Source organism: Streptomyces daqingensis (assembly GCF_014645895.1).
GTDB lineage: Bacteria > Actinomycetota > Actinomycetes > Streptomycetales > Streptomycetaceae > Streptomyces > Streptomyces daqingensis.
The window spans coordinates 1-24,081 of sequence record NZ_BMMP01000026.1; the positions used below are offsets into that span (position 1 = coordinate 1).

A 24,081-nucleotide genomic window follows, 5' to 3' on the forward strand; every position below is an offset into this window, starting at 1 on the left:
CAATCACCACCGCGCACACACCGCGCTCGGCGGCCAACCACCCGCCAGCCGCGTCCCCAACCTCACGGGGCAATACACCTAGGGCGGCCGCACGTCCGGTGCGAGCGGGGCTCGAACCGCATGAGGCAACGGCCCCGTCAGTGCGAGCCGCGCCAGTCGTCGCCCTCCACGATCAGCCCCGCGACGAGCGCGCCGGACATGCCCGCGTGAGCGAGCCCGCCCCCCGGGTGCGCCCAGCCGCCGGCCCTGTAGAAGCCTTTCGTCGCCGTCCTGTTGGGCGGACGGCGTTCCGTGCCGCTCCCGCCTCGCCTGCCGCCCGCGGATCCGGCGAGAGCGGGCGCGGGTACGAGCCCCGCGGGGGCTCCCGTCTCCGCCTCGATGTGATGGGGCGTGCGGACCTCGCGCCAGAGCGTCCGCGGTCCCAGCCCCAGTCCTGCCGCGTCGGCCGCGGCGACCAACTCTCCGGCCAGCCGCTCCGCCTCCGCCTGCCCGGGGACCCCCTCGGGGCCGACCGAGACCGACAGCACGGCAGTCTCGTGCGCGGCGTCCGGTGTGAGAGAGGCGTCGTCGGGGCGGAGCACGGTCAGGGGCTGCCCGGGGGCGTCCGCTCGGTGGACGACGGTGCGGTGCACGGTCTCGGCGGGACGTCCGCCGCGCAGCGCGAGAAGCACCGTGAGGCGTGAACGGGCGGGGACAGCCGCCAGGGCCGCTCCGTCCGTCCCGGCAGGCGCGCCGTTCCGGTCCGGCGGCCACCAGCAGCCGGCGATCACGGCGTCCGCGTAGACGTCGGGCGACGCGGCCAGGCACAGACCCGTCACCCGGCCGCCCTCCTCGCGTACGGCCGTCACCTCCGAGTCGAACCTGAAGCCCACCCCGCGCTCGAGGCAGCGCTCGTACAGCGCCTGGGCGAGCGCCCGCATCCCGCCGCGCACGTACCAGCTTCCGAAGGTGTGCTCGATGTAGGGCAGCACCGTCGCGCTCGCTGGGGCCGTCCGCGGATCGAGGCCGTAGGCGTCGGCGCAGCTGCTCAGCATGGCGCTCAGCCGGGGGTCGCGCAGTTCGTCGGCGGCGACCTCCGCGAGGGTGGGGGCGCGACGGCGCAGCAGGCCCCGGCCGCGCAGCGCGGGATACGGGTCGCGGTCCGGGACGGACCCGTGCGTCCGCGGCCCGACGGCGCTGAGCGGCTCCTCCAGGAGGGGCCGCCTGGTGGCTTCCCAGACCTCACGGGCCCGGCAGAGCAGGTCCGCCCAGCGCCCGCCGGTCCCCGGGCCCAGCGCCGCGTCCAGCGCCCGGACGGTGCCCGCGCGGGAGGCGTGCGGCAGCGACACCGTGGTGCCGTCCGGGAAGACGTGCCGCACGGCGGGATCGAGCTGTACGAGGCCGACGCGCTCCTCCAGCGGTTCGCGTCCGGTCTTGACGAACAGGTCGCGGTAGACGGCGGGCAGGTGCAGAACCCCGGGACCGGTGTCGAAGCGGAATCCGTCCCGTTCGTAGCCGCGCACCCCGCCTCCGTACGTGCCGGTGCGCTCGTGGACCGTCACCTCGTGCCCCGCCACGGCGAGCCGTGCGGACGCCGCAAGTGCGCCCAGGCCGGCGCCGATCACCGCGATACGTGCCATGACGAGGGACTTTAGCCGGGCGCCCCGAGCGCGGTTCGGGCGGTGCCCCTGCCGGGCGTCCGCTGCCCGCCGCGGCCGGGCCGCGCGCATGTCTCTGGTGTTCTCCGCCCGGGCGGGAGCGCGGACGGCTGAGTAGCGCTACTCAGTGGAGCAGTTGAGTATCCGAGCGGATGGGCGGCGCCGCACCGGGAGGGCAGAGTGATGCGCACAGCAAGGGGAGTTGCCCCGGCACCGCCGACACGGGGTGGCGGAACGGGGCAGCACCCCTTGCCGGGGGAACGCGGGTCACGGGGGCCCGCGGGGGAACGGGGAAACGGGGGAGTGGGGGAAGACCGTGCGCGGCCCCTCGAACCGGGTCGCCCGGGCGGACGCTCGCAGCCACTGCGGGCACCGCCTCGGCTACCGGGGCCGTGCACACCCCCCGACCCGTCCCTGCAGCAGCAGGGACAGTGCCGCGTGCACGTCGTCGAGGGAGCGCTCCGGCTGGAACGCCTTCCAGTCCAGTGCCGCCACGAGCACCATGCCGACGAGGGCGGACGCCGTCAGCGAGATGTCGATCTCGCCGCTCAGTTCGCCTTCCTCGACTCCGCCCCGCAGCTGCTCCTCCACCACGGCGACGGCCTCCTGACGTACCACCGCCAGCGTCGAGTTCCACGCCCTGTTCGTCCGCCACAGCTCGGCCACGTACAGCTGCGTGAAGGCGGGGTAGCGGTCGATGAAGGCCAGCCCGGCGCGCACCATGGCATCGAGTGCGTCGACCCGCCCGCCCCCGGCCCGCGCGGTCGACTCGGCAGCCTCGCGCAGGTCGGCGGTGAGCAACTCCACGCCGTACCGCAGCAGTTCCTCGAAGAGTTCGTTCTTGCTGGCGAAGTTGTAGTAGACGGTGCCCTTGGCGACGCCGGCCCGGTCGGCGATCTCCTCCACCGTCGTGGCGGAGAAGCCCTGTTCGGCGATGAGCGTGACCGCCGCGCCGAACAGCTTCTGGCGGGTCGAGCCGCGGTTGCGGCGGACGCGCGCGCCGCCGCTCCCACCGCTCCGGCTCCCGCTGTTACCGCTGGCGGCGTGCGCGTTGCGCGCGCCGCCGGGCCCCGGCCCGCCGTCCGGGGTGGTGCTCGTCATCGGTCCGGTCCTCCTCGCGCGGCGCGGCTCACAGGGCGATCTCCGGGTGCAGGCGGTCCAGCGTCCACACCTGCTTGCTCCGCGCCGTCCACGCGGTCAGTACGAGCGCGCTCACGGTGAAGGCCAGCAGCACCAGGCAGGCCCGCCAGACCGGCCACGGATCGCCGCCCGTGACGAGGTGACGCAGCCCGTCGACGACGTAGCTCATCGGCAGGTAGGGGTGAACGGCGTTGAAGAACCCCGGGCTGGTCTGTATCGGATACGTCCCGCCGGCCGACGTCAGCTGCAGCATCAGCATTGCGAGGACGAGGATGCGCCCGGCAGGCCCGAAGCGGGCGTTGAGCAGCTGCACCACGGCCGTGAAGCACGCCGTGACCAGAACCAGAAAGCCGACGGCGGCCGCCGGCCGTGCGAACTGCAGTCCGAGCCCCCAGTGCAGCACCGCGATCAGCGCGCCCGTCTGTGCGACACCTATCGCCGCGACCGGCAGCCAGCCCGCCAGGGCGATGCGCCTGGCCGGGGCGCCGGCGGCGAGTGCACGCTTGTTGAGCGGCTGGAGCAGCATGTACGCGATCATCGCACCGACCCAGAGCGCGAGCGGAATGAAGTACGGCGCGAATCCCGTGCCGTAGTTGGGCGCCGCATGCGCCTTGGCGGAGGAGAGGCCGACGGGGTCGGACATCACGTCCGTACGCTCGTCTCGCTCCTTCTCGCCGTAGTCGGGGATCTTCTTCGCGCCCTCGTGCAGTCCGTGCGACAGCTGCGAGGAACCGTCGGCGAGCCGGTACATCCCGCCGTTCAGCGTGTTCGCGCCGTCCGACAGCCGTCCCAGGCCGGCATCGAGCTGCGCCGCGCCGTCCCGGGCGCGAACGAGCCCCGCGTCCAGCTTGGCCGCTCCCGCGGATACCTTGTGGGCGCCCCGGTCGAGCTTGTGGATCTTCGCGACCGCCGCGTCCATGTCCTCAGCGAGGTGCGGTGCCCGGTCGGCCAGGGCGTTCGCCTGCTTCTGGAGCTTCGCCAGGCGGGCGTCGAGACGGTCGAGGTCCGTCTGCTCGCGCACGACGCCGTCGACATCCTCCGCGACGTCGGCCGCGGTACGCGCCGCAGTGACCGCCTTCTTCAACTGCGGGCAGGAGGCGTCCAGTTCGACGGGCCCTCCACAGCGCACCCGGTGGAGGCGGGCGAGGGCGTCGGCGGCCTTCCGGGCGTCGGCGGCCACCTTGCCCGTCCTCTCGGGGAGACCGTCCAGGTTCTCCCGCAGGGTTCCGCTGAGGCGTGCGACGTCGCGAGCGGCCTTGCCGATGTCGTCACCGTGCTCGTCGAGGAACGGGCGGACCTTGCCCGCGACTCCGTCGACCTTCGTCGCGAGCTTCCGCGTGCCGTCGGCGACCTGCCGCGAGCCCTTCTTCAGCTCACCCGCGCCGCTGTGCAGCCGCCGCGTGCCGTTCTTGAGCGTGCCGCTGCCCTTCTCCGCCCTGCCCAGGCCGTCCTCGAGCTCCCCGGTGCCCTTCCTGGCCCGGCCGATGCCGTCGCCGAGCTTGTCGGCTCCTTTCGCGGCCTTCGCCGTCCGGTCGTGCAGCGTCGAGAAGGAGACGAAGATCCTGTCGTAGAAGCCGCGCGACGCCTTGCCGGAGGCGGCGGCCCGTACCTCCGAGAAGACGGTGCGCGAGATCTGCCCCACGATGTAGTTGCTGGCGTCGTTCGTGCGCACCTTCAGGGCGCCGGTCCGCGGATCGCTGCCCGAGCTGGAGGCCACGCGGTCGCTGAAGTCGGCGGGCACGGTCAGCGACAGGTAGTAGCGCCCGTCCTCGACGCCTCGCCGTGCGTCTGCGGCGTCGGTCTCGCGCCAGTCGAACGTGTCGCTCTCGCGCAGCCCTTCGACGATCGAGTCGCCGGCGTCCAGCCGTTCGCCGTCCGCCTCGCTGCCCCTGTCGTCGTTGACGAGCGCGACCGGCACCTTGTCCAGACGCTCGTACGGGTCCCAGAACGACCACAGGTAGAGCGCGCCGTAGAGCAGCGGCAGCAGCATCATCGCCGCCATCGCCGCACGGGGCAGCCTTCCCCTCCCGAAGCGCTTGAGCTCAAGCGCGGCAAGCTTCGGCGAGCGCATCCGCCGCATCCCCCTCCGTGGTCGTGCCCGGCTCGCGGGCCGGTCCCTCTTCGTTCCCGGCTCCCCGGCCTGCGGACGAGTTCCGGCTCGCGCCTGCGGGCGCGCGGCCCGTGCACACCGTGAGCGCGTCGCCCGGCGCCTGACTGCACGCCGCGAGAACCGTCGTCCCCGCCTCGGCGACGGAGCGCAGCAGCGACCAGGCCTGTCCGGCTTCGTCATCCGCGAGCTTCAGCCCGACGTCGTCGACTGCGAGCAGCCGCGGTTCGCCCAGCAGCGCGATCGCGACGGACAGCCGCAGGCTCTCCAGCCGCTCCAGGTCCCGTACGAGCGTGCGCGGGCCCTTCGGCAGGGAGTCCAGGTCGAGACCGGCGGCGGACAGCGAGGCGTCGAGGCGTGCGCGGGAGGCCGCGGCGCGACGGGCGGGCGGGGTGAACAGGGCACGCAGCGAACCGTCGAACCGCCGCCGCAGCAGCATCTGTTCGCGCAGCTGCTCGGCGACGGACAGGCCGGGCTCGAGGTCGGTCACCCCCGGAACGGCTCCGAGCGCGCTGACACGGCGGACGGCTGCGAGCTCACCGGGCAAGCGGTGCCCGCCCACGACCGCGTGGCCGGAGGTCGTCCTCATCCGCCCCGTGAGCGCCAGCAGAAGGCAGGTGCGCCCCGAACCGGACGGGCCCTCCAGGGCGATGAGCGATCCCGCCGGCGCGGCGAAGCAGATGTCCGCGAAGACCTCTCCCCGGGGGCCGGTCAGGCCGAGGTCCTCAGCACGTACCTCAGCCCCCGCGCGGCCACCCGAGCCGTCGCCGGGCCGGGGTTCCTCCGGCGCATCGCCCATGTCTTCCGCCTCTCCGCTCTCCGCCGCGCGCACCGCGTCGTACCGTCGCGCAGTTTTTGTACTGACTGGTCAGTTCAAAAGTATGCCCGACCATGCAACGCTCCCCTCCGGGCACCCCCTTGAGTAACGGCGGGCCCCGGTACGGGGGCGGGCGCGAGCGGAACCCGGAGCGGCATGGGGCGGCGTCCGGGAGGGCCCGGAGCCCGAACTGCCCCGAGATGGGAGGTCACGCCGCAGCGGCGGGTGTTTGCGCAGGTCAGGGCCGATTGTCAGTGGTGTCCTCCACGATGGGCACATACGGCCGAACCGGCGAAGTGCCAGACGACGACAGGAGGTTGGTTCCCGTGCGGCGACATCCTCGGGGAGCGCCCCCGAACTCCTCACAGGCGACACCGGCAAGCGACGTCCATCCAGTGCTGCGCCGCGCGGCCGCCCCGCCGGCCGCTCTGGACCTGCTGGCCCAGGCACAGCACGGCCTGGACGAGGCGGCGGCGATGGAGACGCCGAACGAGCGGTACGCCATCGCGCACCTGGCGGCACTGCGCACCGCCGCGGCGGTGCTCGCCGTCCACGGCCGGCCCGAGAGCAGCGAGCGGCGCAGGCGCGCCATCCGCAGCGCATGGGAGGTGCTTCCCGAGGCGGCTCCCGAACTGTCCGAGTGGTGCCTGCTGTTCGCCTCCGGCGCCCCGAAGCGGGCGCGGGCGGAGGCCGGCATCCGGGGCGCGGTCAGTAAGCGCGAGGCCGACGACCTCGTACGCGACACCGAGGTCTTCCTGCGGCTCGTGGAGCGGATGCTCGTCTCGCAGCCGGCGCTGCCGCAGCCGCGCGTCGCCCCGGCCGACGACGAGCAGGGCGGAGCGGGCGCACCGGACGGGCCGGCAGGCCTTGCCCAGCCCATCGCGGGCCGCGCTTCGGGGCGAATACGGACCAGGAGCAGCCGCGCGGGGCAACCGCGGAAGCGGGCGGGCTGACGCCGGAGTCCGTGGCGGGCCGCCGTGCAGACCGGCCCTCACGGCGGCCGTGCGGCGCGCTGCCGTGCCACGGCGGCCGCCGCACCGTCCGTACGGGCCGGGGCGGTAGCGGGCCTGCGTGCTCAGGGGGATCGGCAGGGCGCACGAAGGCAATAGGGTGGGGCCTGCACGCCCCTGAGCCGCCGAGGAGCACCGTCCAATGTCCCGCCCCAGCGCATCACTCCGCACCGCCGTGGTCTGGGACGTCCTGCGGGGCGCTCTCGACCAGCGGGTCAAGACGTCCGGCAGCGAGTCCCTGGACGTACTGGACACGGGCGGCGGCACCGGCAACTTCGCCGTGCCCGTCGCCGAACTCGGACACCGGCTCACCGTCGTCGACCCGAGTCCCGACGCCCTCTTCGGCCTGGAGCGCCGCGCGGCGGAGGCGGGTGTCGCGGACAGGGTGCGGGGAGTCCAGGGCGACGCCCACGGTCTCTTCGACGTCGTCGAGCGCGGCGGCTACGACGTGGTGCTCTGCCACGGAGTCCTGGAGTACATGGACGATCCCGCCGAGGGCCTGCGCAACGTCGTCGCTGCGCTGCGCCCCGGAGCGGGCACGCTCAGTCTCCTCGCGGCCGGCCTCGGCGGCGCGGTGCTGGGGCGCGCCATCGCGGGCCACTTCACGGAGGCGAGGCACGCGCTCACGGCACCGGACGGACGCTGGGGCGAGAGCGACCCGATGCCGCGCCGGTTCACCGCGGAGCAGCTGACGGAGCTGATCGAGGCCACGGGCATGACGGCCGGTGCGGTGCACGGGGTGCGGGTCTTCGCCGATCTGGTCCCCGGAGCCCTGATCGACACCGAGCCGGACGCGGAGGCGGCGCTGTCGCAACTGGAGGCGGCGGCGTCCGAACTTCCCGCTTTCCAGGCCGTCGCGAGTCAGCTGCATGTCCTCGCCGAGACGCGGTACCACGGCGGGTGAACAGCGAAGGCCCCCTCGCGCCACGGGGCGGCGACCACCGGGCAGGCGCAGCAGTGCATCGGAGCTCACCCGATCAGCTGTTGACCGCCGTATGATCGGTGCACGCGGTTCGGCATGGCGGAAAGGCGGTGCGGGAATGCACGAATTGAACGGTCTCGCGCTCACGTCCGCCGTCTCGGCCCTGGTGAGAGGTATTGGCGCAGAGGGGCGGGTTTCACGGGGGCGATTCCCTGCCTATCCTTGGATGGTCGCATCCGGTCGCCCCCGCGACCGACGAGTAGGAGGACTCCGTGCCGCTCTCTGAGCACGAGCAGCGCATGCTCGAGCAGATGGAGCGAGCGCTGTACGCCGAAGATCCCAAGTTCGCGACAGCGCTCGAGGGAAGTGAGCTGCGCAGGTACACCCGCAGGCGGGTCTACCAAGCCGTCGCAGGCTTTCTGGTGGGCATCGCGCTGCTCATGGCCGGTATGGTCGCGCAGCAGATCTGGATCAGCGTCGTCGGTTTCCTCGTCATGCTCGGCTGCGCCGTGCTCGCGGTGACCGGTTGGCGCAAAGCCCCCAAGAACGGCGAGCAGCAGGAGCAGGGAGCTGCCCAGGGCAGCAGAGGAGGCAGCAGCGGGGCCCCCACCCGCCGTCAGCCACGCGCCCGGCGTTCGATGATGAACCGTATCGAGGAGCGGTGGCAGCGCCGCCGCGACGAAGGCCAGTAGCCCCTGGGGCACACGGCCGGTGAGCCGGCGAGTACAGCGCCGAAAGCGACGTCCTCCTACGTGACATGGCTGTGGGGCTTCCTTCCGTACCGCGGAAGGAAGCCCCACAGCCATGTCGTGATGCCGGACTGCCGCTGCTGACGGGCGGACCGTACAGGCGCGCGGCCGGGTCCCTCGGGGTCGGCCCCGGCCCAGCCGAGGGCCCAGATCGGCCACCCCCGAGGATCCCAGCCCCAAGCCGCAGCGGCCCGATCGGCCCCGGCCCCCGCCCGGCAGCCCCCGCGGGTCGCCGCCGAGGGCGCGGACCGGGGCAGGCGCCGGGACAGGGGCTCGAAGAGGAGCCGGCCGGCCTACTTGGCGAAGCGCACGCGCAGGGCCGCCGTCCACCGCTCACGCATCCGCGTCAGCCGCCCCGTCACCCGCCATATCACCCGAATGGACGAGGGCGGCAGCAGCAGTGCGCGGATCCGCAGGCCGCGGGGGGCGGCCTCCCGCAGCGCCCGGCTCACCTCGAGCACGTCCGCACGCACCTCCGCCCCTTCCTGCGGCCCGGGCGCGTACAGCACCCGTTCCACGACGAGGGCCACCCGGTACGCGGCCTCCGCCGCTTCCTGCTCCAGGTCGCCGATGCGGGCGATGCGCTCCGCCGCCTTCCTCGGAGTCGCCGAGTCCTCCGGCACCGCCCCGTAGTCCCAGCCGGTGTCGACGAGTTCACGCCAGGCCGCGAGGACGGCGTCCCCCGGATCGGCTCCGGGGGCGGCACGGGCGGGCAGCCTCCGCGCCCGCAGGCGTCTGCGCCACAGCATCGGCAGCAGAGGCACACCCACCGCGAGCAGCACCAGCGCGGCCACCCCCGCCGCTCTGCCGACCGGGGCACCGTCGTCCGTGCCGCCGCTGTCCGGGGGCGGGGCGGCCTGGCCGCACTCGGGGTCGAGCCGCTTCTCCTCCGCAGTGCACTCGTCCGACTCGGACGGCGTGGGGGTCGGCTCCGCGCTCTGACCGCGGTCGGGCAGCTGCTCGGCGGGGTTCTCGCTCGGGTCGGGGGTGTCCGGCTGCGCGTATGCCGGCGGGGTGCCCCGCGTCGGGGTCGGCTCGAAACGGGTCCAGCCCACTCCCTCGAAGTACAGCTCCGGCCAGGCGTGCGCGTCCTTCAGCCCGACCGCCATCTGCCCGTTCGCCCCGGCGGTCCCCGGGGTGAAGCCGACGGCGACGCGGGCGGGGATCCCGAGGGTGCGTGCCATCGCCGCCATCGAGAAGGAGAAGTGGACGCAGAAACCCTCCTTCGACTTCAGGAAGTTGGCGATCGCGGCCGACCCGCTGCCGGCTTTGGCCTGGGTGTCGTAGGTGAAGCCGCCCTCGGACGCGAACCAGTCCTGGAGGCGCACCGCCCGCTCGTAGGCGTTCGTCGCGCCGCTCGTGATGCGCAGGGCGGTGCTGCGTACGACCGTCGGCAGCGACTCGGGGACCTTGGTGTACTCCTCTGCGACCGGCTCCGGGGGGTCTGCCGCCCGCCGCAGCTGCCGCTCGGTCGGCTGCACCATCATGCTCTCGACCACGTAGCGCGCTCCGCGGGTCGTCTCCCCGCGGTCGCCGACGAGCGTGCGGCCCTCCGGTTCGAAGCGCCACGACCCGCCGATGTTCACGCGGCTCGCCGGATAGGGCATGGGCAGCCACGTCTGCGCGTACCAGTCGGCCGCCACGACAGTGCTGCGGACCCGCTCCGTGGCCACGTCGGGGGAGAGACCCGGGGGCGACGGCAGCGGATCGGGTACCGCGTCTATGCGGCGTTCCGAAGGCTTCCAGGAAGCGCCGTTGAACTGGTCCAGAGCGACGATCCGCATATACATGTCCTGCGTGTCGCGCGTGCTGGTCGTGTACGTCAGCGCCGTGCGGTCCTCGGGCTGGTTGAGGCTGTCCTGCAGCGCCACCAGGGGGTTCACCGCCGAGATCGTGCCGCCGTTCTCGCCGACCCCGCCGCTGCCGTTGCGGGCGGCGTCCAGCAGCCCGCTGCCCATCGACGGGAGCACCGCCGGGACGATGAGCGCGAGGCCGAGGCTGAGGGCGCCGATCCGGCGGCCCGTCCGTACGGGCGCGACCGCCGGGCCGTCGACCGACCCGGGCTGCGCAGGCGGAGCGCCGGGGCGTCCCCGGTCGGTGAAGACCAGCCCCCACTGGGAGAGCCGCTCGCGTCCCTCCGCGAGCAGCAGCAGCAGGTAGCCGCCGGCTGCGCAGAGGAACCACGGCCAGGCCGCGCCGTCCCGCGCCAGCCCGGCCGCGACGGAGTACAGCGCCAGCAGCGGCAATCCGGCCGGAGCGGCGCTGCGGAACGTCACCGCCATCGCGTCGACGAGCAGGCCGATCACGAGGACGCCGCCGACGAGCATGAGGCGTATGCCGTCCGTCACCGGCGCCGGTATGGCGTACCGGCCGACGTCGTGGCCGCCCTGGCTCAGCAGGCGCTGGAACTCCTCCAGGGCCGCGGGCCCGGGGATCATCCCGGCGAGCGCCTCGTCGCGGGCGAAGAAAAGCGTCAGCATCAGCAGCGACACCAGCACCTGCACCGCCACGGTCAGCGCACGTGCCAGCGGGACGCGGCGGGCGGCGGCGCCCACGAGTGTCTGTCCCCCCAGCAGCAGCGCGGCCTGCAGCAGCCACGTGGCCGGGTCCACCAGCGGCAGCAGCGCGCAGGCCGCTGCCAGCGTGGCCAGCGCCGCGCAGAGGGCGAGCCGTCCGCGTCCGCTCATCGCTCCAGCCCCTTCACCGTCGAGTTGTCGGCCTCCTGCCACAGGGCGGACATGGCGATGCCGGGGCCGCCGCGCAGCGCCGTCCAGCCCGACTCGCGCAGCACGCGCAGTGCGGGCTCCCCGCCCTCCTCGGGACGCGGCGGCGGTGCCGTCGCGTCACCGGTGTACGGCGTTCCGCCCCCTGGTCCGCCCGGCGGGCCGACGGTCCCTTCAGGGGCGTGGCCGGCGTCTTCCCCGTCCCAGGCGGGCTGCGCGGTGAAGGCGACCGCCCTGCTCGTGCGCTGCCGCATCCGGCCCACCGTGAGCGCCTGCTCCTCGTCGAGATCGCCGAGGAAGGCGACGAGCAGCCCCTCCTGGCCGCCGGTGCCGCCGCGCAGGATGTCGTAGGCGTACGACATCCCCGGCTCGGCGGAGTGCTCCACCAGCGCGAGGGTGTCCAGCAGCAGTCCGGCCGTGTCGGAGGAGTCACCGGCGAAGCCGACGCCCTCGGGGCCGGGCACCATCGTGCCGGTGTCGGTCAGCAGCCGCACCGCGTAGCCCTTCTCCAGCAGATGCAGGCAGACGGACGCGGCACCGGACACCGCCCACTCGAACGGCGAGTCGGGGCCGGTGCCCGTGTAGGCGTCGCGGCGCGTGTCCAGCAGCACCGTGCAGCGCGCCTTCTGCGGCTGCTCCTCGCGCCGCACCATCAGCTCGCCGTAGCGGGCGGTCGAACGCCAGTGGACGCGGCGCAGGTCGTCGCCGTGGCGGTAGCCCCGCGGGATGACGTCGTCCTCGCCGGCGAGCGCCAGCGACCTCTGCCGTCCGTCGCCGTAGCCGGTCGTGTCGCCCGACATCCGCACCGACGGCAGCGCCTCGACCTGCGGCACCACCGTGAGCGTGTCGAACGTGCTGAAGGAACGGGTGAGTTCGCACAGCCCGAACGGGTCGGTCAGCCGGAGCTGCATGGGCCCGAGGGGGTAGCTGCCGCGCATGTCGGACCTCACCCGGTACGAGACCTCCCGCTGCCCGCCCGGCTCCAGGCGGTCCAGTACGAATCGGGGCCTGGGCCCCAGCACGTAGGGCACCCGGTCCTGGAGCATCAGCAGCCCCGTCGGCAGGCGGGAGACGTTGTCGACGCGCAGATGCACCCGTGCCTCCGAACGGGCCGGCACGCGCGCGGGGGAGAGCCTGCGGGACCCGGCCACGCGGTAGCGCGTGCGGTAGAGGACGAGCACGCAGACCAGGGGCAGCGCCATCAGCAGCATGCCCACGCGCAGCAGGTCCGCCTGCCCGAGCAGGTAGGCGCAGACGGCTGCCGCCACGCCCGCCGCGAGGAACGACCGGCCACGTGTCGTCAGCCCGGCGAGGGCGGTGCGCAGCTGCCCGCGCTGCCTCTCGTCCTGGCCGGGCACGGTCCCGTCGTCCGGAGGCTCCTCGCCGCGGCGCACCCTGCTCCGGCCGCGCCCTCGACGGGCGGCGTCCGCTCCGGCAGCCGCACGCTCCGACATCAGTAGCCTCGCGGCGGCTGCTGTCCGTAGCCGTCGGGGGGCGGCGCGACGTTCGCGCCCCCCTGCGTGGCGCTCGGTACGGGCACGCGGTGCAGGATCTCGCCGACCACCTGCTCTGCCGTACGTCTGCTCAACTGCGCCTGCGCGGTGGGCAGCAGCCGGTGCGCGAGCACGGGGACGGCCAGCGCCTGCACGTCGTCCGGCAGTACGAAGTCACGGCCGGCCAGGGCCGCACCGGCGCGGGCGGCGCGCAGCAGGTGCAGCGTGGCGCGCGGCGAGGCGCCGAGCCGCAGGTCCTGGTGCGTGCGCGTCGCCGCGACCAGGTCCACGGCGTAGCGGCGCACCGGATCGGCGACGTGGACACCGCGCACCGCTTCGATCAGCTTGCTGATCTCGTGGGCGTGCGCCACCGGCTGGAGGTCTTCCAGCGGTGAGGCGCCGCCGTGCACGTCGAGCATCTCCAGTTCGGCCGCCGGGCTGGGGTAGCCGATGGAGACCCGCGCCATGAACCGGTCGCGCTGAGCTTCGGGCAGGGGGTAGGTGCCCTCCATCTCGACCGGGTTCTGCGTCGCCACCACCATGAAGGGCGCGGGTAGTTCGTACGTGTGGCCGTCGATCGTCACATGGCGCTCCTCCATCGACTCCAGCAGCGCGGACTGGGTCTTGGGGGAGGCGCGGTTGATCTCGTCACCGATCACGATCTGCGCGAAGATCGCACCGGGTTTGAACTCGAAGTCCTGGCGCTGCTGGTCGTAGATGCTCACGCCCGTGATGTCGGACGGCAGCAGGTCCGGCGTGAACTGGATGCGCCGCACAGAACAGTCCACGGACCGGGCGAGCGCCTTGGCCAGCATGGTCTTCCCCACGCCCGGAACGTCCTCGATCAGCAGATGCCCCTCAGCGATGAGCACGGTCAACGAGAGCCGCACGACCTCGGGTTTCCCCTCGATCACCGACTCCATCGAGCGGCGCACCCGATCCGCCGTGCTGCTCAGATCGCTGAGGTCCGCTCGCTCGTCATACGTCGTCACCGGCACTCCTCGGCCATCCCCGTCGCTCATCTGCTGCTCGTACACGCATTCTTCACGCCGGCGGCGCCCCGCGTCACCGTTCCCGGGGGATCTCTGGGTCGATCTCGCGGAGCAGACCGGTCTTCACGTCGAAGACGAAACCGCGTACGTCGTCCTTGTGCAGCAGGAACGGCGAGGTCCGCACCCGCTGCATGGACTGCCGCACGTCCTGGTCGAGATCCTGGAACGCCTCGACGGCCCAGGACGGCCGCTGGCCCACTTCCAGTTCCAGCTCGTGCCGGAAGTCTTCCGTCAGGTTGAGCATTCCGCAGCCGGTGTGGTGTATCAGCACGACGGTGCGGGTGCCCAGAGCGCGCTGGCTGATCGTCAGGGAGCGGATGATGTCGTCGGTGACGACTCCGCCCGCGTTCCGGATCGTGTGGCAGTCACCGAGTTCGAGCCCCAGGGCCTCGTGCAGGTCGATACGGGCGTCCATGCATGCGACCACGGCGACGTTGAGCACCGGACGGGCGTCCATGCCGGGGTCGGTGAAGTCCTCGGCATAGTGGGCGTTGGCCTCGACGAGGCGGTCCGTCACCGTCCCGGCGCCGTTCCTGCTGTCAAGGGCGGATTCTGAGGATGGCGGAGATTTCCGCTGGTAGGTCGACATGGGGACGACGTTAGACGGGCTCGGCCCGTATGGCTTCATCCGGGTGAGGACGAATCGGTCGGACGGCCGTTCTGTGAGGCACCCCACAGGCCGCGGGGCGCCTTCCCAACGCGCCTGCGCGCTTGTTGACCGAAGGGACGAGTGGACTAAAGTGGCGCGAAGTGGGAGGCGAGACGCTCCCGGGAGCTGAATTCCCCGCGTGCGCTGGGCGTACGTGCGGCTCGGCCTCCTCCCGCTCCGGCCTCCGGACCCCTCTTCCCCGGTACCGCGGGCCACTTCCCCTTCGAGCGGGTGGGGACCAAGCAGCACGTGGGCAGGAAAGGGCGCATGACGACCGAGGAACAGCCCACCAACGAGGAATCCGCAGTCCGGGAACGCCACAATCCGGTGATGCTGCGGCGGTGTCTCGACCTGCTCGCCCCCGCGCTCGCGGAGCCCGGCGCGACGGTCGTCGACTGCACCCTGGGCCTCGGCGGCCACAGCGAGGCACTGCTGGGCACCTTCCCCGCCGCCCGCCTCATCGGCCTGGACCGCGACCAGGCGGCGCTGCGGCTCGCGGGTGAACGGCTCGCCCCCTACGCGGACCGGGCCACCCTCGTGCACGCCGTGTACGACGAGCTGCCCGAGGTCCTCGAGCGCCTCGGCGTGCCGCGCGTCCAGGGCGTCCTGTTCGACCTCGGCGTCTCCTCGATGCAGCTGGACGAGCCCGAGCGCGGCTTCGCCTACGCCCAGGACGCCCCCCTCGACATGCGCATGGACCAGACGCGGGGCCGCAGCGCGGCCGACGTGCTCAACACCTACCCGCCGGGCGAACTCGTCCGGCTGCTGCGCGTGTACGGCGAGGAGAAGCAGGCCAAGCGCATCGTCGAGGCAGTCGTGCGGGAGCGCGCCGAGCGGCCCCTGACGAGCAGCGCGAGGCTCGTCGAACTGATCCGCGACGCCCTGCCGCAGGCGGCCAAGCGCACCGGCGGCAACCCGGCGAAGCGCACCTTCCAGGCGCTGCGGATCGAGGTGAACGGCGAGCTCGAATCGCTGGAGCGCGCGATTCCGGCCGCTGTGGGGGCGCTTGCCGTGGGAGGACGCATCGCCGTGCTGTCGTACCACTCGCTGGAAGACCGGTTGGTCAAGCGGGTGTTGACGGCGGGAGCCACCACCACCGCGCCGCCCGGACTGCCCGTCGTGCCGGAGCAGTACCAGCCGCGGCTCAAGCTGCTGACCCGCGGTGCCGAACTCCCCACCGAGGACGAGATCGCCGAGAACCGCCGCGCCGCACCCGCCCGGCTGCGGGGCGCCGAGCGCATCAGGGAGGAGCACACGGCATGAGTGCACAGCGGCTGTCCCGGCTCGCCCGGCTCGTACCGGCCGGAGCGAGCGCGGCCCGTACCCCGTTCGTGCTGCTGGTCGTCGTGATACTGGGCGCCGGCCTGCTGGGCCTGCTGCTGCTGAACGCCGCCGTGAACCAGGGGTCCTTCCGGCTGAGCAAGCTGGAGAAGCAGACGGGCGAACTGACCGACGAGCAGCAGGCGCTGCAGCAGGAGGTCGACTCCTACTCGGCGCCGGGGGCGCTGGAGAAGCGCGCCCGCGACCTCGGCCTCGTGCCCGGCGGCACTCCCGCCTTCCTCATGCCGGACGGCACGGTCAAGGGCAAGCCGGAGAAGGCCACCGGCGACCCGAAGCAGGAGGAGCGGTGAGCGAACGCCCGCGTGACCCGCGCCGCACCGGCCGCCCGGCGTCACGTGCGGGCCGCCCCGCGCGCGGCGCCGACTCGCCCAAGTCCGCCGGGAGCAAGGGCAGGGGACCGGGGGGCAGGTCCGCGCCGGGCAAGTCCGCCGGGAAGGCGGCAGGCCGTACGAAGGCCGTCGGCGCCAAGGCTCCTCTGCCGCCCCAGGGCGGCCGGCTGCGGCTGGCGCGTGCCCGTCCGCGTCTGCGGCTGATCGCCTTCGGCCTGACGGTGGTGATGCTGGCGTTCACCGTGCGGCTGCTGCAGGTGCAGGCCGTCGACGCCAGCGCGTTCGCCGACAAGGCCGCCGTCAACCGGTACATCACGGTGCCGCTCGCTGCCGAGCGCGGCACGATCTCCTCCAGGGACGGCGCCGCCCTCGCCACCACGGTCGACGCCTACGACGTCACAGCCGACCCGTACCTGTTCACGTCCAAGCAGACCGGCGTGAGCGACGCCCCGGAGCGCGCCGCGGCCCTCCTCGCCCCCGTGCTCCACGAGGACGAGCAGGAACTGACCAGGAAGCTGTCCCGGAAGAAGACCCGCTACGTGCTGCTCGCGCGGCAGCAGACGCCGCGGACCTGGCAGGAGATCAGGAAGCTGAAGCGGAAGGTCGCCGCGGAGGCGTCCGAGGCGGCCGCGAGCAAGAACGCGGGGAAGGCCGGGAAGGCCACCGCCGACGTTCTGGCCGGCGTCTACCGCGAGAAGCACCCGAAGCGCGTCTACCCCAACCGTGAACTGGCCTCCGCCGTGCTCGGGTTCGTCAACTCCGAGGGCAAGGGCGGCGCGGGCGTCGAGGCCATGCTCGACAAGAAGCTGGCGGGCCGGAACGGGAAGATCACCTACGCCCAGTCCGGCGGCCGCCAGGTCCCCACGGCGGGTAAGCGGGAACGCCCCGCCCGCGCCGGCGCGGACGTGCAGCTCACCCTCGACCGCGACATCCAGTGGGCGGCCCAGCAGGCCATCGGGGAGCAGATCGAGGAATCCGACGCGGACAGCGGCTACGTGGTCGTGCAGGACACCCGGACGGGTGAACTGCTGGCGATGGCGAGCGCCCCCGGCTTCGATCCCAACGACATCTCCCGCGCGGACCCGGCCGCCCTGGGCAACGCCGCGGCGCAGGACGTCTACGAACCCGGTTCGACCAGCAAGCTGATGTCGATGGCCGCGGTCCTCGAGGAGGGCAGGGCCACGCCGCTGACGAAGGTGACCGTCCCGAACCGCCTCAAGCGCGCCGACCGCGCCTTCGCGGACGACGTCGACCACGAGACCTGGAAGCTGACGCTGAACGGTGTCCTCGCCAAGTCCAGCAACATCGGCACCATCCTCGCCACCGAGCAGCTGGGGAAGACCCAGAAGGAGGCCAACAAGGTCCTCCACCGCTATCTGAGCGACTTCGGCATCGGCAGGCCCACCGGGCTCGGGCTGCCCGGGGCGACCTCCGGCATCCTCGAGCGTCCCGAGAAGTGGAGCGCGTCGCAGCAGTACACGATCCCGTTCGGCCAGGGCCTGTCCCTCAACGCCGTCCAGGCGGCCTCGATCTACTCCACCATCGCCAACGGCGGCGTCCGCAAGGTGCCCTCACTCGTGCGCGGCACGACGGGCCCCGACGGCGTCTACACCCCGGCGCGCAAGCCGGACAGCCGCCGCGTCGTCAGCGAGAAGACGGCCGGGACGCTCGCCCGGATGCTGGAGTCGGTCGTCAGCGACATGGAGGGAACGGGCACCACGGCCAAGATCCCCGGGTACCGGGTCGCGGGCAAGACGGGTACGGCCAACCGGGTCGATCCCAAGACCGGCCGGTACAAGGGGTACACGTCGTCCTTCGCGGGTTTCGCCCCCGCTGACAAGCCGCGGGTGACGGTCTACTGCGCGGTGCAGAATCCGAAGAAGGGCAGCTACTTCGGCAGCGACGTGTGCGGGCCCGTCTACAAGCAGGTCATGAAGTTCGCCCTGAAAAGCCTGCAGATCCCCCCGACCGGAGCAAAGGCCGACCCGCTGCCCGTCAGCGCCGAGAAGGACAGCAAGAAGAAAAAGGGCCGATGAGCCACGGAGACCGGGCGCAGAGGGGACGTACATCAGGTGGGAACGGACGCTCAGAACCAGCACGACGGGCCGGACGCAGCCCCTCCGGGGAGCCCCTCGCTTCGCGGCACGCCCTCCGCGCCCGGTACGCTCACCGCCGTGCCACAAGCTGATCAGAACTCCCTCTCGCCTTCGGCGGGGGGCCGCGCGGTCGCTCCCACCACGGAGCCGGCCCCGAAGCCGACGACAGACGTCTCGTCGGGCCCGCCCCGCCCCGCACACGTCCGGCCCGTGCCGCTCGCCGAGCTGGCCCTCCAGCTGAAGACCGATGCCCCCGCGGGCACGGAGGACGCCGCGGCGACCGGGATCACCCACGACTCGCGCGCCGTGCGGCCGGGCGACGTCTACGCGGCGCTCCCGGGCGCGCGGTTCCACGGTGCCGACTTCGCCTCGCAGGCCGCCAGCCTCGGCGCCGTAGCCGTGCTGACCGACCCCGCGGGCACCGAGCGCTCCGCGGCGACGGGCCTGCCGGTTCTGACGGTGCCCGACCCCCGCGGCCGCATGGGCGCGCTGGCCGCCGCGATCTACGGAGAGCCCGGCAAGGACCTGCTGCAGATCGGCATCACCGGCACCTCCGGGAAGACGACGACGGCCTACCTCATCGAGGGCGGGCTCCGTAAGGCCGCCGAGAAGGCGGGCGACCTGACGGGGCTGATCGGCACCGTCGAGTCCCGCATCGGCGACGAGCGGCTGAAGTCGGAGCGCACGACACCCGAGGCGACCGACCTGCAGGCCCTCTTCGCGGTGATGCGGGAGCGCGGCGTGACGTCCGTGGCCATGGAGGTCTCCAGCCACGCGCTGGTCCTGGGCCGCGTGGACGGAAGCGTCTTCGACGTCGCCGTCTTCAACAACCTCAGCCCCGAGCACCTGGACTTCCACCCGGACATGGAGGACTACTTCCGGGCGAAGCGGCAGCTGTTCACCCGGGCCCGCTCCCGTGCGGGCGTGGTCAACTTCGACGACGAGTACGGGCAGCGGCTGCTGACCGAGTCCGAGGTCCCCGTCACCACGTTCTCCGCGGAGGGCCACCCCGACGCCGACTGGCGGGCCGAGGACGTCCAGGTGGGGCCGCTCGGCTCCACCTTCACGGCCGTGGGCCCCAAGGACGAGTCGGTGCGCGCGGCCGCGCCGATCGCGGGGCCGTTCAACGTCGCGAACGCGCTCGCCGCCCTGACGGCCCTCGTCGTCGCGGGCATCGACCCGCAGACGGCGGCCGACGGCATCGCGTCCGTGCCGGGCGTCCCCGGCCGGCTGGAGCGCGTAGACGCCGGCCAGGACTACCTCGCGATCGTGGACTACGCGCACAAACCCGACGCCGTCGAATCCGTGCTGTACGCGATGCGGAAGGTCACCGACGGGCGCGTGCACGCCGTCCTGGGCTGCGGCGGCGACCGCGACCCGCACAAGCGCCCGGCCATGGGCTCGGCTCTCGCACGGCTCGCCGACACCGCCGTGCTGACTTCGGACAACCCCCGTTCCGAGGACCCCCTCGCGATCCTCGCCACCATGCTGGCCGGTGCCGCCGAGGTGCCCGCCTACGAGCGCGGCACCGTGGTGATGGAGGAGGACCGGGGCGCCGCGATCCGCCTCGCCGTCGCCCGCGCCGAGCCCGGCGACACGGTGCTCGTCCTGGGCAAGGGCCACGAGCTGGGCCAGGACATCGCGGGTGTCGTACGCCCCTTCGACGACATCGCTGTGCTGCGTGAGGCCATCCGGCTGAAGCAGGAAGAGGCAGGCGCGGCGGCAGCTGCCGCCATGCCGCCGAGAACCCCTACCAACGGGACAGACGCCTGAGACCGATGATCCCCCTCTCTCTCGCCGAGATCGCCGCTGTCGTCGACGGACAGCAGAGCGACATACCGGACCCGGATGCCCACGTCAGCGGCCCTGTAGTCATCGATTCGCGGGAGGTCGCGGAGGGCAGCCTCTTCGCCGCCTTCGCGGGCGAACGCGTCGACGGGCACGACTTCGCCCGCGGCGCGGTCGAAGCGGGAGCGGTGGCGGTGCTCGCCACCCGGCCCGTCGGTGTTCCCGCCGTCGTCGTCGACGACGTCACCCGCGCCCTCGGTGCTCTCGCCCGGCACGTCGTCGAGCGCCTGGGCACCCAGGTGGTCGCGCTGACGGGCTCCGCCGGGAAGACCAGCACCAAGGACCTGATCGCTCAGCTTCTGGAGCGCCTCGGACCGACGGTGTGGACGCCCGGCTCCCTCAACAACGAGATCGGGCTGCCGCTCACCGCGCTGCGCGCCGACGCCGAATCCCGCCATCTCGTACTGGAGATGGGGGCCCGCGGCAAGAACCACATCCGCTACCTCGCCCAGCTCACGCCGCCCCGCATCGGCGTCGTACTGAACGTGGGGTCCGCCCACATCGGCGAGTTCGGCGGACGCGAGCAGATCGCCGAGGCCAAGGGCGAACTCGTCGAGTCGCTCCCGCCCGCGGGGGAGGGGGGCGGCGTCGCCGTGCTCAACGCGGACGACGCCCTTGTGCGGGCGATGAGTTCACGCACGGAAGCCCGGGTCCTCCTCTTCGGTGAGGCGCCGGACGCGGACGTCCGCGCCGAGAATGTCCGGCTCACGGAGCGCGGACAGCCCACTTTCACGCTTCACACACCCACCGGGTGCGGTGACGTGACCCTGCGCCTGTACGGTGAGCACCACGTGTCGAACGCGCTCGCCGCGGCGGCCGTCGCCCACGAACTGGGCATGCCCGCCGGGGACATCGCCACCGCGCTCTCCGCCGCGAGCACGCTCTCGCGTTGGCGGATGGAGGTCACCGAGCGCGCCGACGGGGTCACGGTCGTCAATGACGCCTACAACGCCAACCCCGAGTCCACTCGGGCAGCGCTCCGCGCGCTCGCCGCGATGGGGCAGGGGAAGCGGACGTGGGCGGTGCTCGGTGCGATGGCCGAGCTCGGCGACGAGTCGCTGGCCGAGCACGACGCGGTCGGACGGCTCGCCGTCCGGCTCAACGTCAGCAAGCTCGTGGCGGTCGGTGGCCAGGAGGCCGTCTGGCTGGACATGGGCGCCAAGAACGAGGGTTCGTGGGGTGAGGAGTCGGTGCACGTGTCCGACGCTGAGGCGGCGGTCGAGCTGTTGCGGAGCGAACTGCGCCCGGGGGATGTCGTGTTGGTGAAGGCTTCCCGTTCGGTGGGTCTGGAGCGCGTCGCGGACGCGCTCACGGAGCCGGTGGACAACGAGGGTGAGGTCGCCGCCCGATGGGTATGAGTCAGATTCTCTTCTCCGGGGTCATCGGACTCTTCCTGTCCCTCATCGGGACCCCCCTGCTGATCAAGCTGCTCGCCCGCAGGGGATACGGGCAGTACATCCGTGACGACGGGCCGCAGAACCACCACAGCAAGCGCGGCACCCCGACCATGGGCGGCATCGCCTTCATCCTGGCGACGCTGGCCGCGTACGCCCTGACGAAGCTGTTGACGGGCAGTCAGCCGAGCTTCTCGGGCGTCCTGGTGCTGTTCCTCTTCGCCGGTATGGGGCTCGTCGGCTTCCTCGACGACTACATCAAGATCGTCAAACAGCGCAGCCTCGGTCTGCGTGCCAAGGCGAAGATGGCCGGGCAGCTGATCGTCGGCGTCGCCTTCGCGGTGCTGTCGCTGAACTTCGCCAACCTGCGCGGCCTGACGCCCGCTTCGACCAAGCTCTCCTTCACGCAGGACTTCGGCTGGTCGATCGGGCCCGTCCTGTTCGTGATCTGGGCGCTGTTCATGATTCTCGCCATGTCCAACGGCGTGAACCTGACGGACGGTCTGGACGGCTTGGCGACGGGCGCGTCGGTGATGGTCTTCGGCGCCTACGTGTTCATCTGCGTGTGGGAGTACCAGGAGTCCTGCGCCAACCCCTTCACCGCCGGCCCGGGTTGTTACGAGGTACGGGACCCACTCGACCTGGCGGTCGTCGCGGCGGCCCTCATGGGCGCCTGCTTCGGCTTCCTGTGGTGGAACACCTCCCCGGCCAAGATCTTCATGGGCGACACTGGTTCGCTCGCGTTGGGCGGCGCGCTCGCCGGCCTGGCCATCTGCTCCCGGACCGAGCTGCTGCTGGCCATCCTCGGCGGCCTCTTCGTCCTCATCACCATGTCCGTGGTGATCCAGGTCGGTTCGTTCCGGCTCACCGGCAAGCGGGTCTTCAAGATGGCCCCCCTCCAGCACCACTTCGAGCTGAAGGGCTGGTCGGAGGTCCTGGTCGTGGTCCGGTTCTGGATCATCCAGGGCATGTGCGCGATCGTCGGCGTCGGAATCTTCTACGCAGGGTGGGCAGCCAGCAAGTGAGCGTAGGGACGGGCCCGTTGGGCGACAACGCGACCGCCGGGGACCTCGCCGGCCGGCACGTGACGGTCGCCGGTCTCGGGGTCAGCGGCAGGAGCGCCGCGCTCGCCCTGGCACGGATGGGCGCCGGCGTGACGGTCGTCGACGGCGGCGACAGCGACACCCACCGCGAGCACGCGGAACGGCTGCGCAAGGAGGGCGTCACCGCACGCCTGGGCGACGCCGGGACGCTGCCCGAGGGTACGGATCTGATCGTCACCTCACCGGGGTGGAAGCCGGAGAGTCCGCTCTTCCGGGCGGCACGCGCCGCGGACGTCCCCGTGTGGGGCGACGTGGAGCTCGCGTGGCGCCTGCGCGGAACCGCCTCCGGCAGCACCGGCGCTCCCGCTCCCTGGCTCGCGGTCACCGGCACCAACGGCAAGACCACGACCGTCCAGATGCTCTCCGCCATCCTCCGCGCCGCCGGGCTCCGCGCGCCCGCCGTGGGGAACATCGGCACCCCGCTCATCGACGTCGTACTCGACGAGCAGGAGCCGCCGGACGTACTCGCGGTCGAACTGTCCAGCTACCAGCTCCACTGGGCGCCCAGCCTGAGGGCCCACTCGGGGGCGGTGCTCAACCTCGCCCCGGACCATCTCGACTGGCACGGCTCGATGGAGGCGTACGCCGCCGACAAGGGCCGTATCTACGAGGGCAACCAGGTCGCCTGCGTCTACAACTGCGCCGACCCGGCAACAGAACGCCTCGTGCGCGAGGCGGACGTCGAGGAGGGCTGCCGCGCCATCGGCTTCACCCTCGGCACTCCCGGCCCCTCCGAACTGGGCGTCGTAGACGGCATCCTCGTCGACCGCGCCTTCGTCGAGGACCGTCAGCGGCAGGCGCAGGAGCTCGCCGAAGTCGGCGACGTCACCCCCGCGGCACCGCACAACATCGCCAACGCCCTCGCGGCCGCCGCCCTTGCGCGCGCCTACGGGGTGCCCCCCTCGGCCGTACGCGACGGCCTGCGGGCCTTCAGCCCCGACGCCCACCGCATCGCGCACGTCGCGGACGTCGGCGGCGTCGCCTACGTCAACGACTCGAAGGCCACCAACACCCATGCCGCGCAGGCCTCGCTGGCGGCCTACGAGTCGATCGTCTGGATCGCCGGGGGCCTCGCGAAGGGCGCCACGTTCGACGAACTCGTCCGGACGTCGGCCTCCCGTCTGCGCGGAGCGGTCCTCATCGGCGCGGACCGCGCGCTCATCGCGGAAGCCCTCGCGCGACACGCCCCGGATGTCCCGGTGGTGGACCTCGCACGGACGGACACTGGTGCGATGACAGCGGCGGTCCACGAAGCGTCCCGGCTCGCCAGGACCGGGGATACGGTGCTGATGGCCCCGGCGTGCGCGTCGATGGACATGTTCGTCAACTACAACGCGCGCGGCGACGCCTTCGCCGAGGCGGTCCGTGAACTGGCCGCCGGACGCGCCGACAACGTGGAGTGACCCGCCGGTCCCGCTGACCGCACGCGGGAATTGACGGAGGGGAAGCGACAGATGACGCCCGACGGCCAGGCGGCCACCTCTCTCCGAGCCCCGTCGCTGCTGCGGACATCTCCTCTGCTGCGGACACTGACGCGAGCCCTGCGAGCCCCGGTCGCGCTCCGGATTCCGGCACACGCGCCGGTACCGTCCGCCGTCGCCGCAGGGGCCCTGCGCTCTCCGTCGACCCGTACGCGGCTCTCGACCGCCCTGCGGGGGACGCAGCGCGCCG

Annotated in this window: 18 protein-coding genes; 10 read left to right on the plus strand and 8 right to left on the minus strand. The window is 72.7% G+C overall.

The features are described from left to right. Nucleotides 1-137: 137 nt before the first annotated feature. From IEY56_RS26580 to IEY56_RS26595, 4 genes are all read right to left on the minus strand, one after another. The gene (locus tag IEY56_RS26580) at nt 138-1,619 is read right to left on the minus strand and encodes a phytoene desaturase family protein (RefSeq protein WP_189039827.1); all 1,482 of its coding nucleotides are present in this window, start codon (nt 1,617-1,619) and stop codon (nt 138-140) included. A 399-nt stretch (nt 1,620-2,018) separates the two neighbouring features. Beyond that, nucleotides 2,019-2,738: a TetR/AcrR family transcriptional regulator gene (locus IEY56_RS26585; protein WP_189039828.1), complete on the minus strand. Its 720-nt coding sequence runs from the start codon at nt 2,736-2,738 to the stop codon at nt 2,019-2,021. A 28-nt stretch (nt 2,739-2,766) separates the two neighbouring features. After that, on the minus strand, nt 2,767-4,848 hold the full coding sequence (locus IEY56_RS26590; protein WP_189039829.1) for a YhgE/Pip domain-containing protein: 2,082 nt from the start codon (nt 4,846-4,848) through the stop codon (nt 2,767-2,769). Continuing rightward, a complete protein-coding gene (locus IEY56_RS26595; protein WP_189039830.1) occupies nt 4,820-5,683 on the minus strand; it encodes an ATP-binding cassette domain-containing protein in 864 nt (287 codons plus the stop codon). Before IEY56_RS26595 ends, IEY56_RS26590 begins: the two co-directional genes overlap by 29 nt. 314 nt (nt 5,684-5,997) lie before the next feature. Here IEY56_RS26595 and IEY56_RS26600 point away from each other — a divergent pair, with 314 nt between their 5' ends. The 3 genes from IEY56_RS26600 to IEY56_RS26610 all read left to right on the plus strand — a co-directional run bounded on the left by IEY56_RS26600 (nt 5,998) and on the right by IEY56_RS26610 (nt 8,325). After that, complete coding sequence (locus IEY56_RS26600) at nt 5,998-6,654, plus strand: SAV_6107 family HEPN domain-containing protein (protein WP_373292200.1); 657 nt, start codon at nt 5,998-6,000, stop codon at nt 6,652-6,654. A gap of 199 nt (nt 6,655-6,853) precedes the next feature. Further along, nucleotides 6,854-7,615: a methyltransferase gene (locus IEY56_RS26605; RefSeq protein WP_189039832.1), complete on the plus strand. Its 762-nt coding sequence runs from the start codon at nt 6,854-6,856 to the stop codon at nt 7,613-7,615. Nucleotides 7,616-7,905: 290 nt separating this feature from the next. Continuing rightward, nucleotides 7,906-8,325, plus strand: coding sequence for an SCO2097 family morphological protein (locus IEY56_RS26610; protein WP_189039833.1), 420 nt, complete (start codon nt 7,906-7,908; stop codon nt 8,323-8,325). 350 nt (nt 8,326-8,675) lie between these two features. On the opposite strand, the gene IEY56_RS26615 is transcribed toward IEY56_RS26610, so the two are convergent. The 4 genes from IEY56_RS26615 to IEY56_RS26630 all read right to left on the minus strand — a co-directional run bounded on the left by IEY56_RS26615 (nt 8,676) and on the right by IEY56_RS26630 (nt 14,239). Continuing rightward, nucleotides 8,676-11,069: a transglutaminase TgpA family protein gene (locus tag IEY56_RS26615; RefSeq protein ID WP_189039834.1), complete on the minus strand. Its 2,394-nt coding sequence runs from the start codon at nt 11,067-11,069 to the stop codon at nt 8,676-8,678. Further along, the gene (locus IEY56_RS26620) at nt 11,066-12,559 is read right to left on the minus strand and encodes a DUF58 domain-containing protein (protein ID WP_189039835.1); all 1,494 of its coding nucleotides are present in this window, start codon (nt 12,557-12,559) and stop codon (nt 11,066-11,068) included. The genes IEY56_RS26615 and IEY56_RS26620 overlap by 4 nt, the downstream gene beginning before the upstream one ends. Next, nucleotides 12,559-13,590, minus strand: coding sequence for an AAA family ATPase (locus IEY56_RS26625; protein WP_189039836.1), 1,032 nt, complete (start codon nt 13,588-13,590; stop codon nt 12,559-12,561). The genes IEY56_RS26620 and IEY56_RS26625 overlap by 1 nt, the downstream gene beginning before the upstream one ends. Nucleotides 13,591-13,663: 73 nt before the next feature. After that, nucleotides 13,664-14,239, minus strand: a complete 576-nt coding sequence (locus tag IEY56_RS26630) for a beta-class carbonic anhydrase (RefSeq protein ID WP_189039837.1) — start codon at nt 14,237-14,239, stop codon at nt 13,664-13,666. A 327-nt stretch (nt 14,240-14,566) separates the two neighbouring features. Between IEY56_RS26630 and rsmH the strand changes: the two genes are divergently transcribed. From rsmH to murD, 7 genes are read left to right on the plus strand one after another with little or no spacing between them, the layout of a single operon-like run. Then, a complete protein-coding gene (gene rsmH, locus IEY56_RS26635; protein ID WP_189039838.1) occupies nt 14,567-15,562 on the plus strand; it encodes a 16S rRNA (cytosine(1402)-N(4))-methyltransferase RsmH in 996 nt (331 codons plus the stop codon). Then, nucleotides 15,559-15,930 (plus strand): cell division protein FtsL, encoded by a 372-nt coding sequence (gene ftsL / locus IEY56_RS26640; protein ID WP_189039839.1) that lies wholly within the window; start codon nt 15,559-15,561, stop codon nt 15,928-15,930. The genes rsmH and ftsL overlap by 4 nt, the downstream gene beginning before the upstream one ends. Beyond that, nucleotides 15,927-18,005 (plus strand): penicillin-binding transpeptidase domain-containing protein, encoded by a 2,079-nt coding sequence (locus tag IEY56_RS26645; RefSeq protein ID WP_229712227.1) that lies wholly within the window; start codon nt 15,927-15,929, stop codon nt 18,003-18,005. Before ftsL ends, IEY56_RS26645 begins: the two co-directional genes overlap by 4 nt. A gap of 36 nt (nt 18,006-18,041) precedes the next feature. Next, nucleotides 18,042-19,838, plus strand: coding sequence for a UDP-N-acetylmuramoyl-L-alanyl-D-glutamate--2,6-diaminopimelate ligase (locus IEY56_RS26650; RefSeq protein WP_229712228.1), 1,797 nt, complete (start codon nt 18,042-18,044; stop codon nt 19,836-19,838). Nucleotides 19,839-19,843: 5 nt separating this feature from the next. Further along, a complete protein-coding gene (locus IEY56_RS26655; protein ID WP_189039841.1) occupies nt 19,844-21,271 on the plus strand; it encodes a UDP-N-acetylmuramoyl-tripeptide--D-alanyl-D-alanine ligase in 1,428 nt (475 codons plus the stop codon). Then, nucleotides 21,268-22,332 (plus strand): phospho-N-acetylmuramoyl-pentapeptide-transferase, encoded by a 1,065-nt coding sequence (gene mraY, locus IEY56_RS26660; protein ID WP_189039842.1) that lies wholly within the window; start codon nt 21,268-21,270, stop codon nt 22,330-22,332. Before IEY56_RS26655 ends, mraY begins: the two co-directional genes overlap by 4 nt. After that, nucleotides 22,329-23,813 carry a UDP-N-acetylmuramoyl-L-alanine--D-glutamate ligase gene (murD, locus tag IEY56_RS26665; protein WP_229712229.1) on the plus strand — a complete coding sequence of 495 codons (1,485 nt, stop codon included), beginning with the start codon at nt 22,329-22,331 and terminating at the stop codon, nt 23,811-23,813. Before mraY ends, murD begins: the two co-directional genes overlap by 4 nt. The last annotated feature ends 268 nt before the right edge of the window (nt 23,814-24,081 follow it).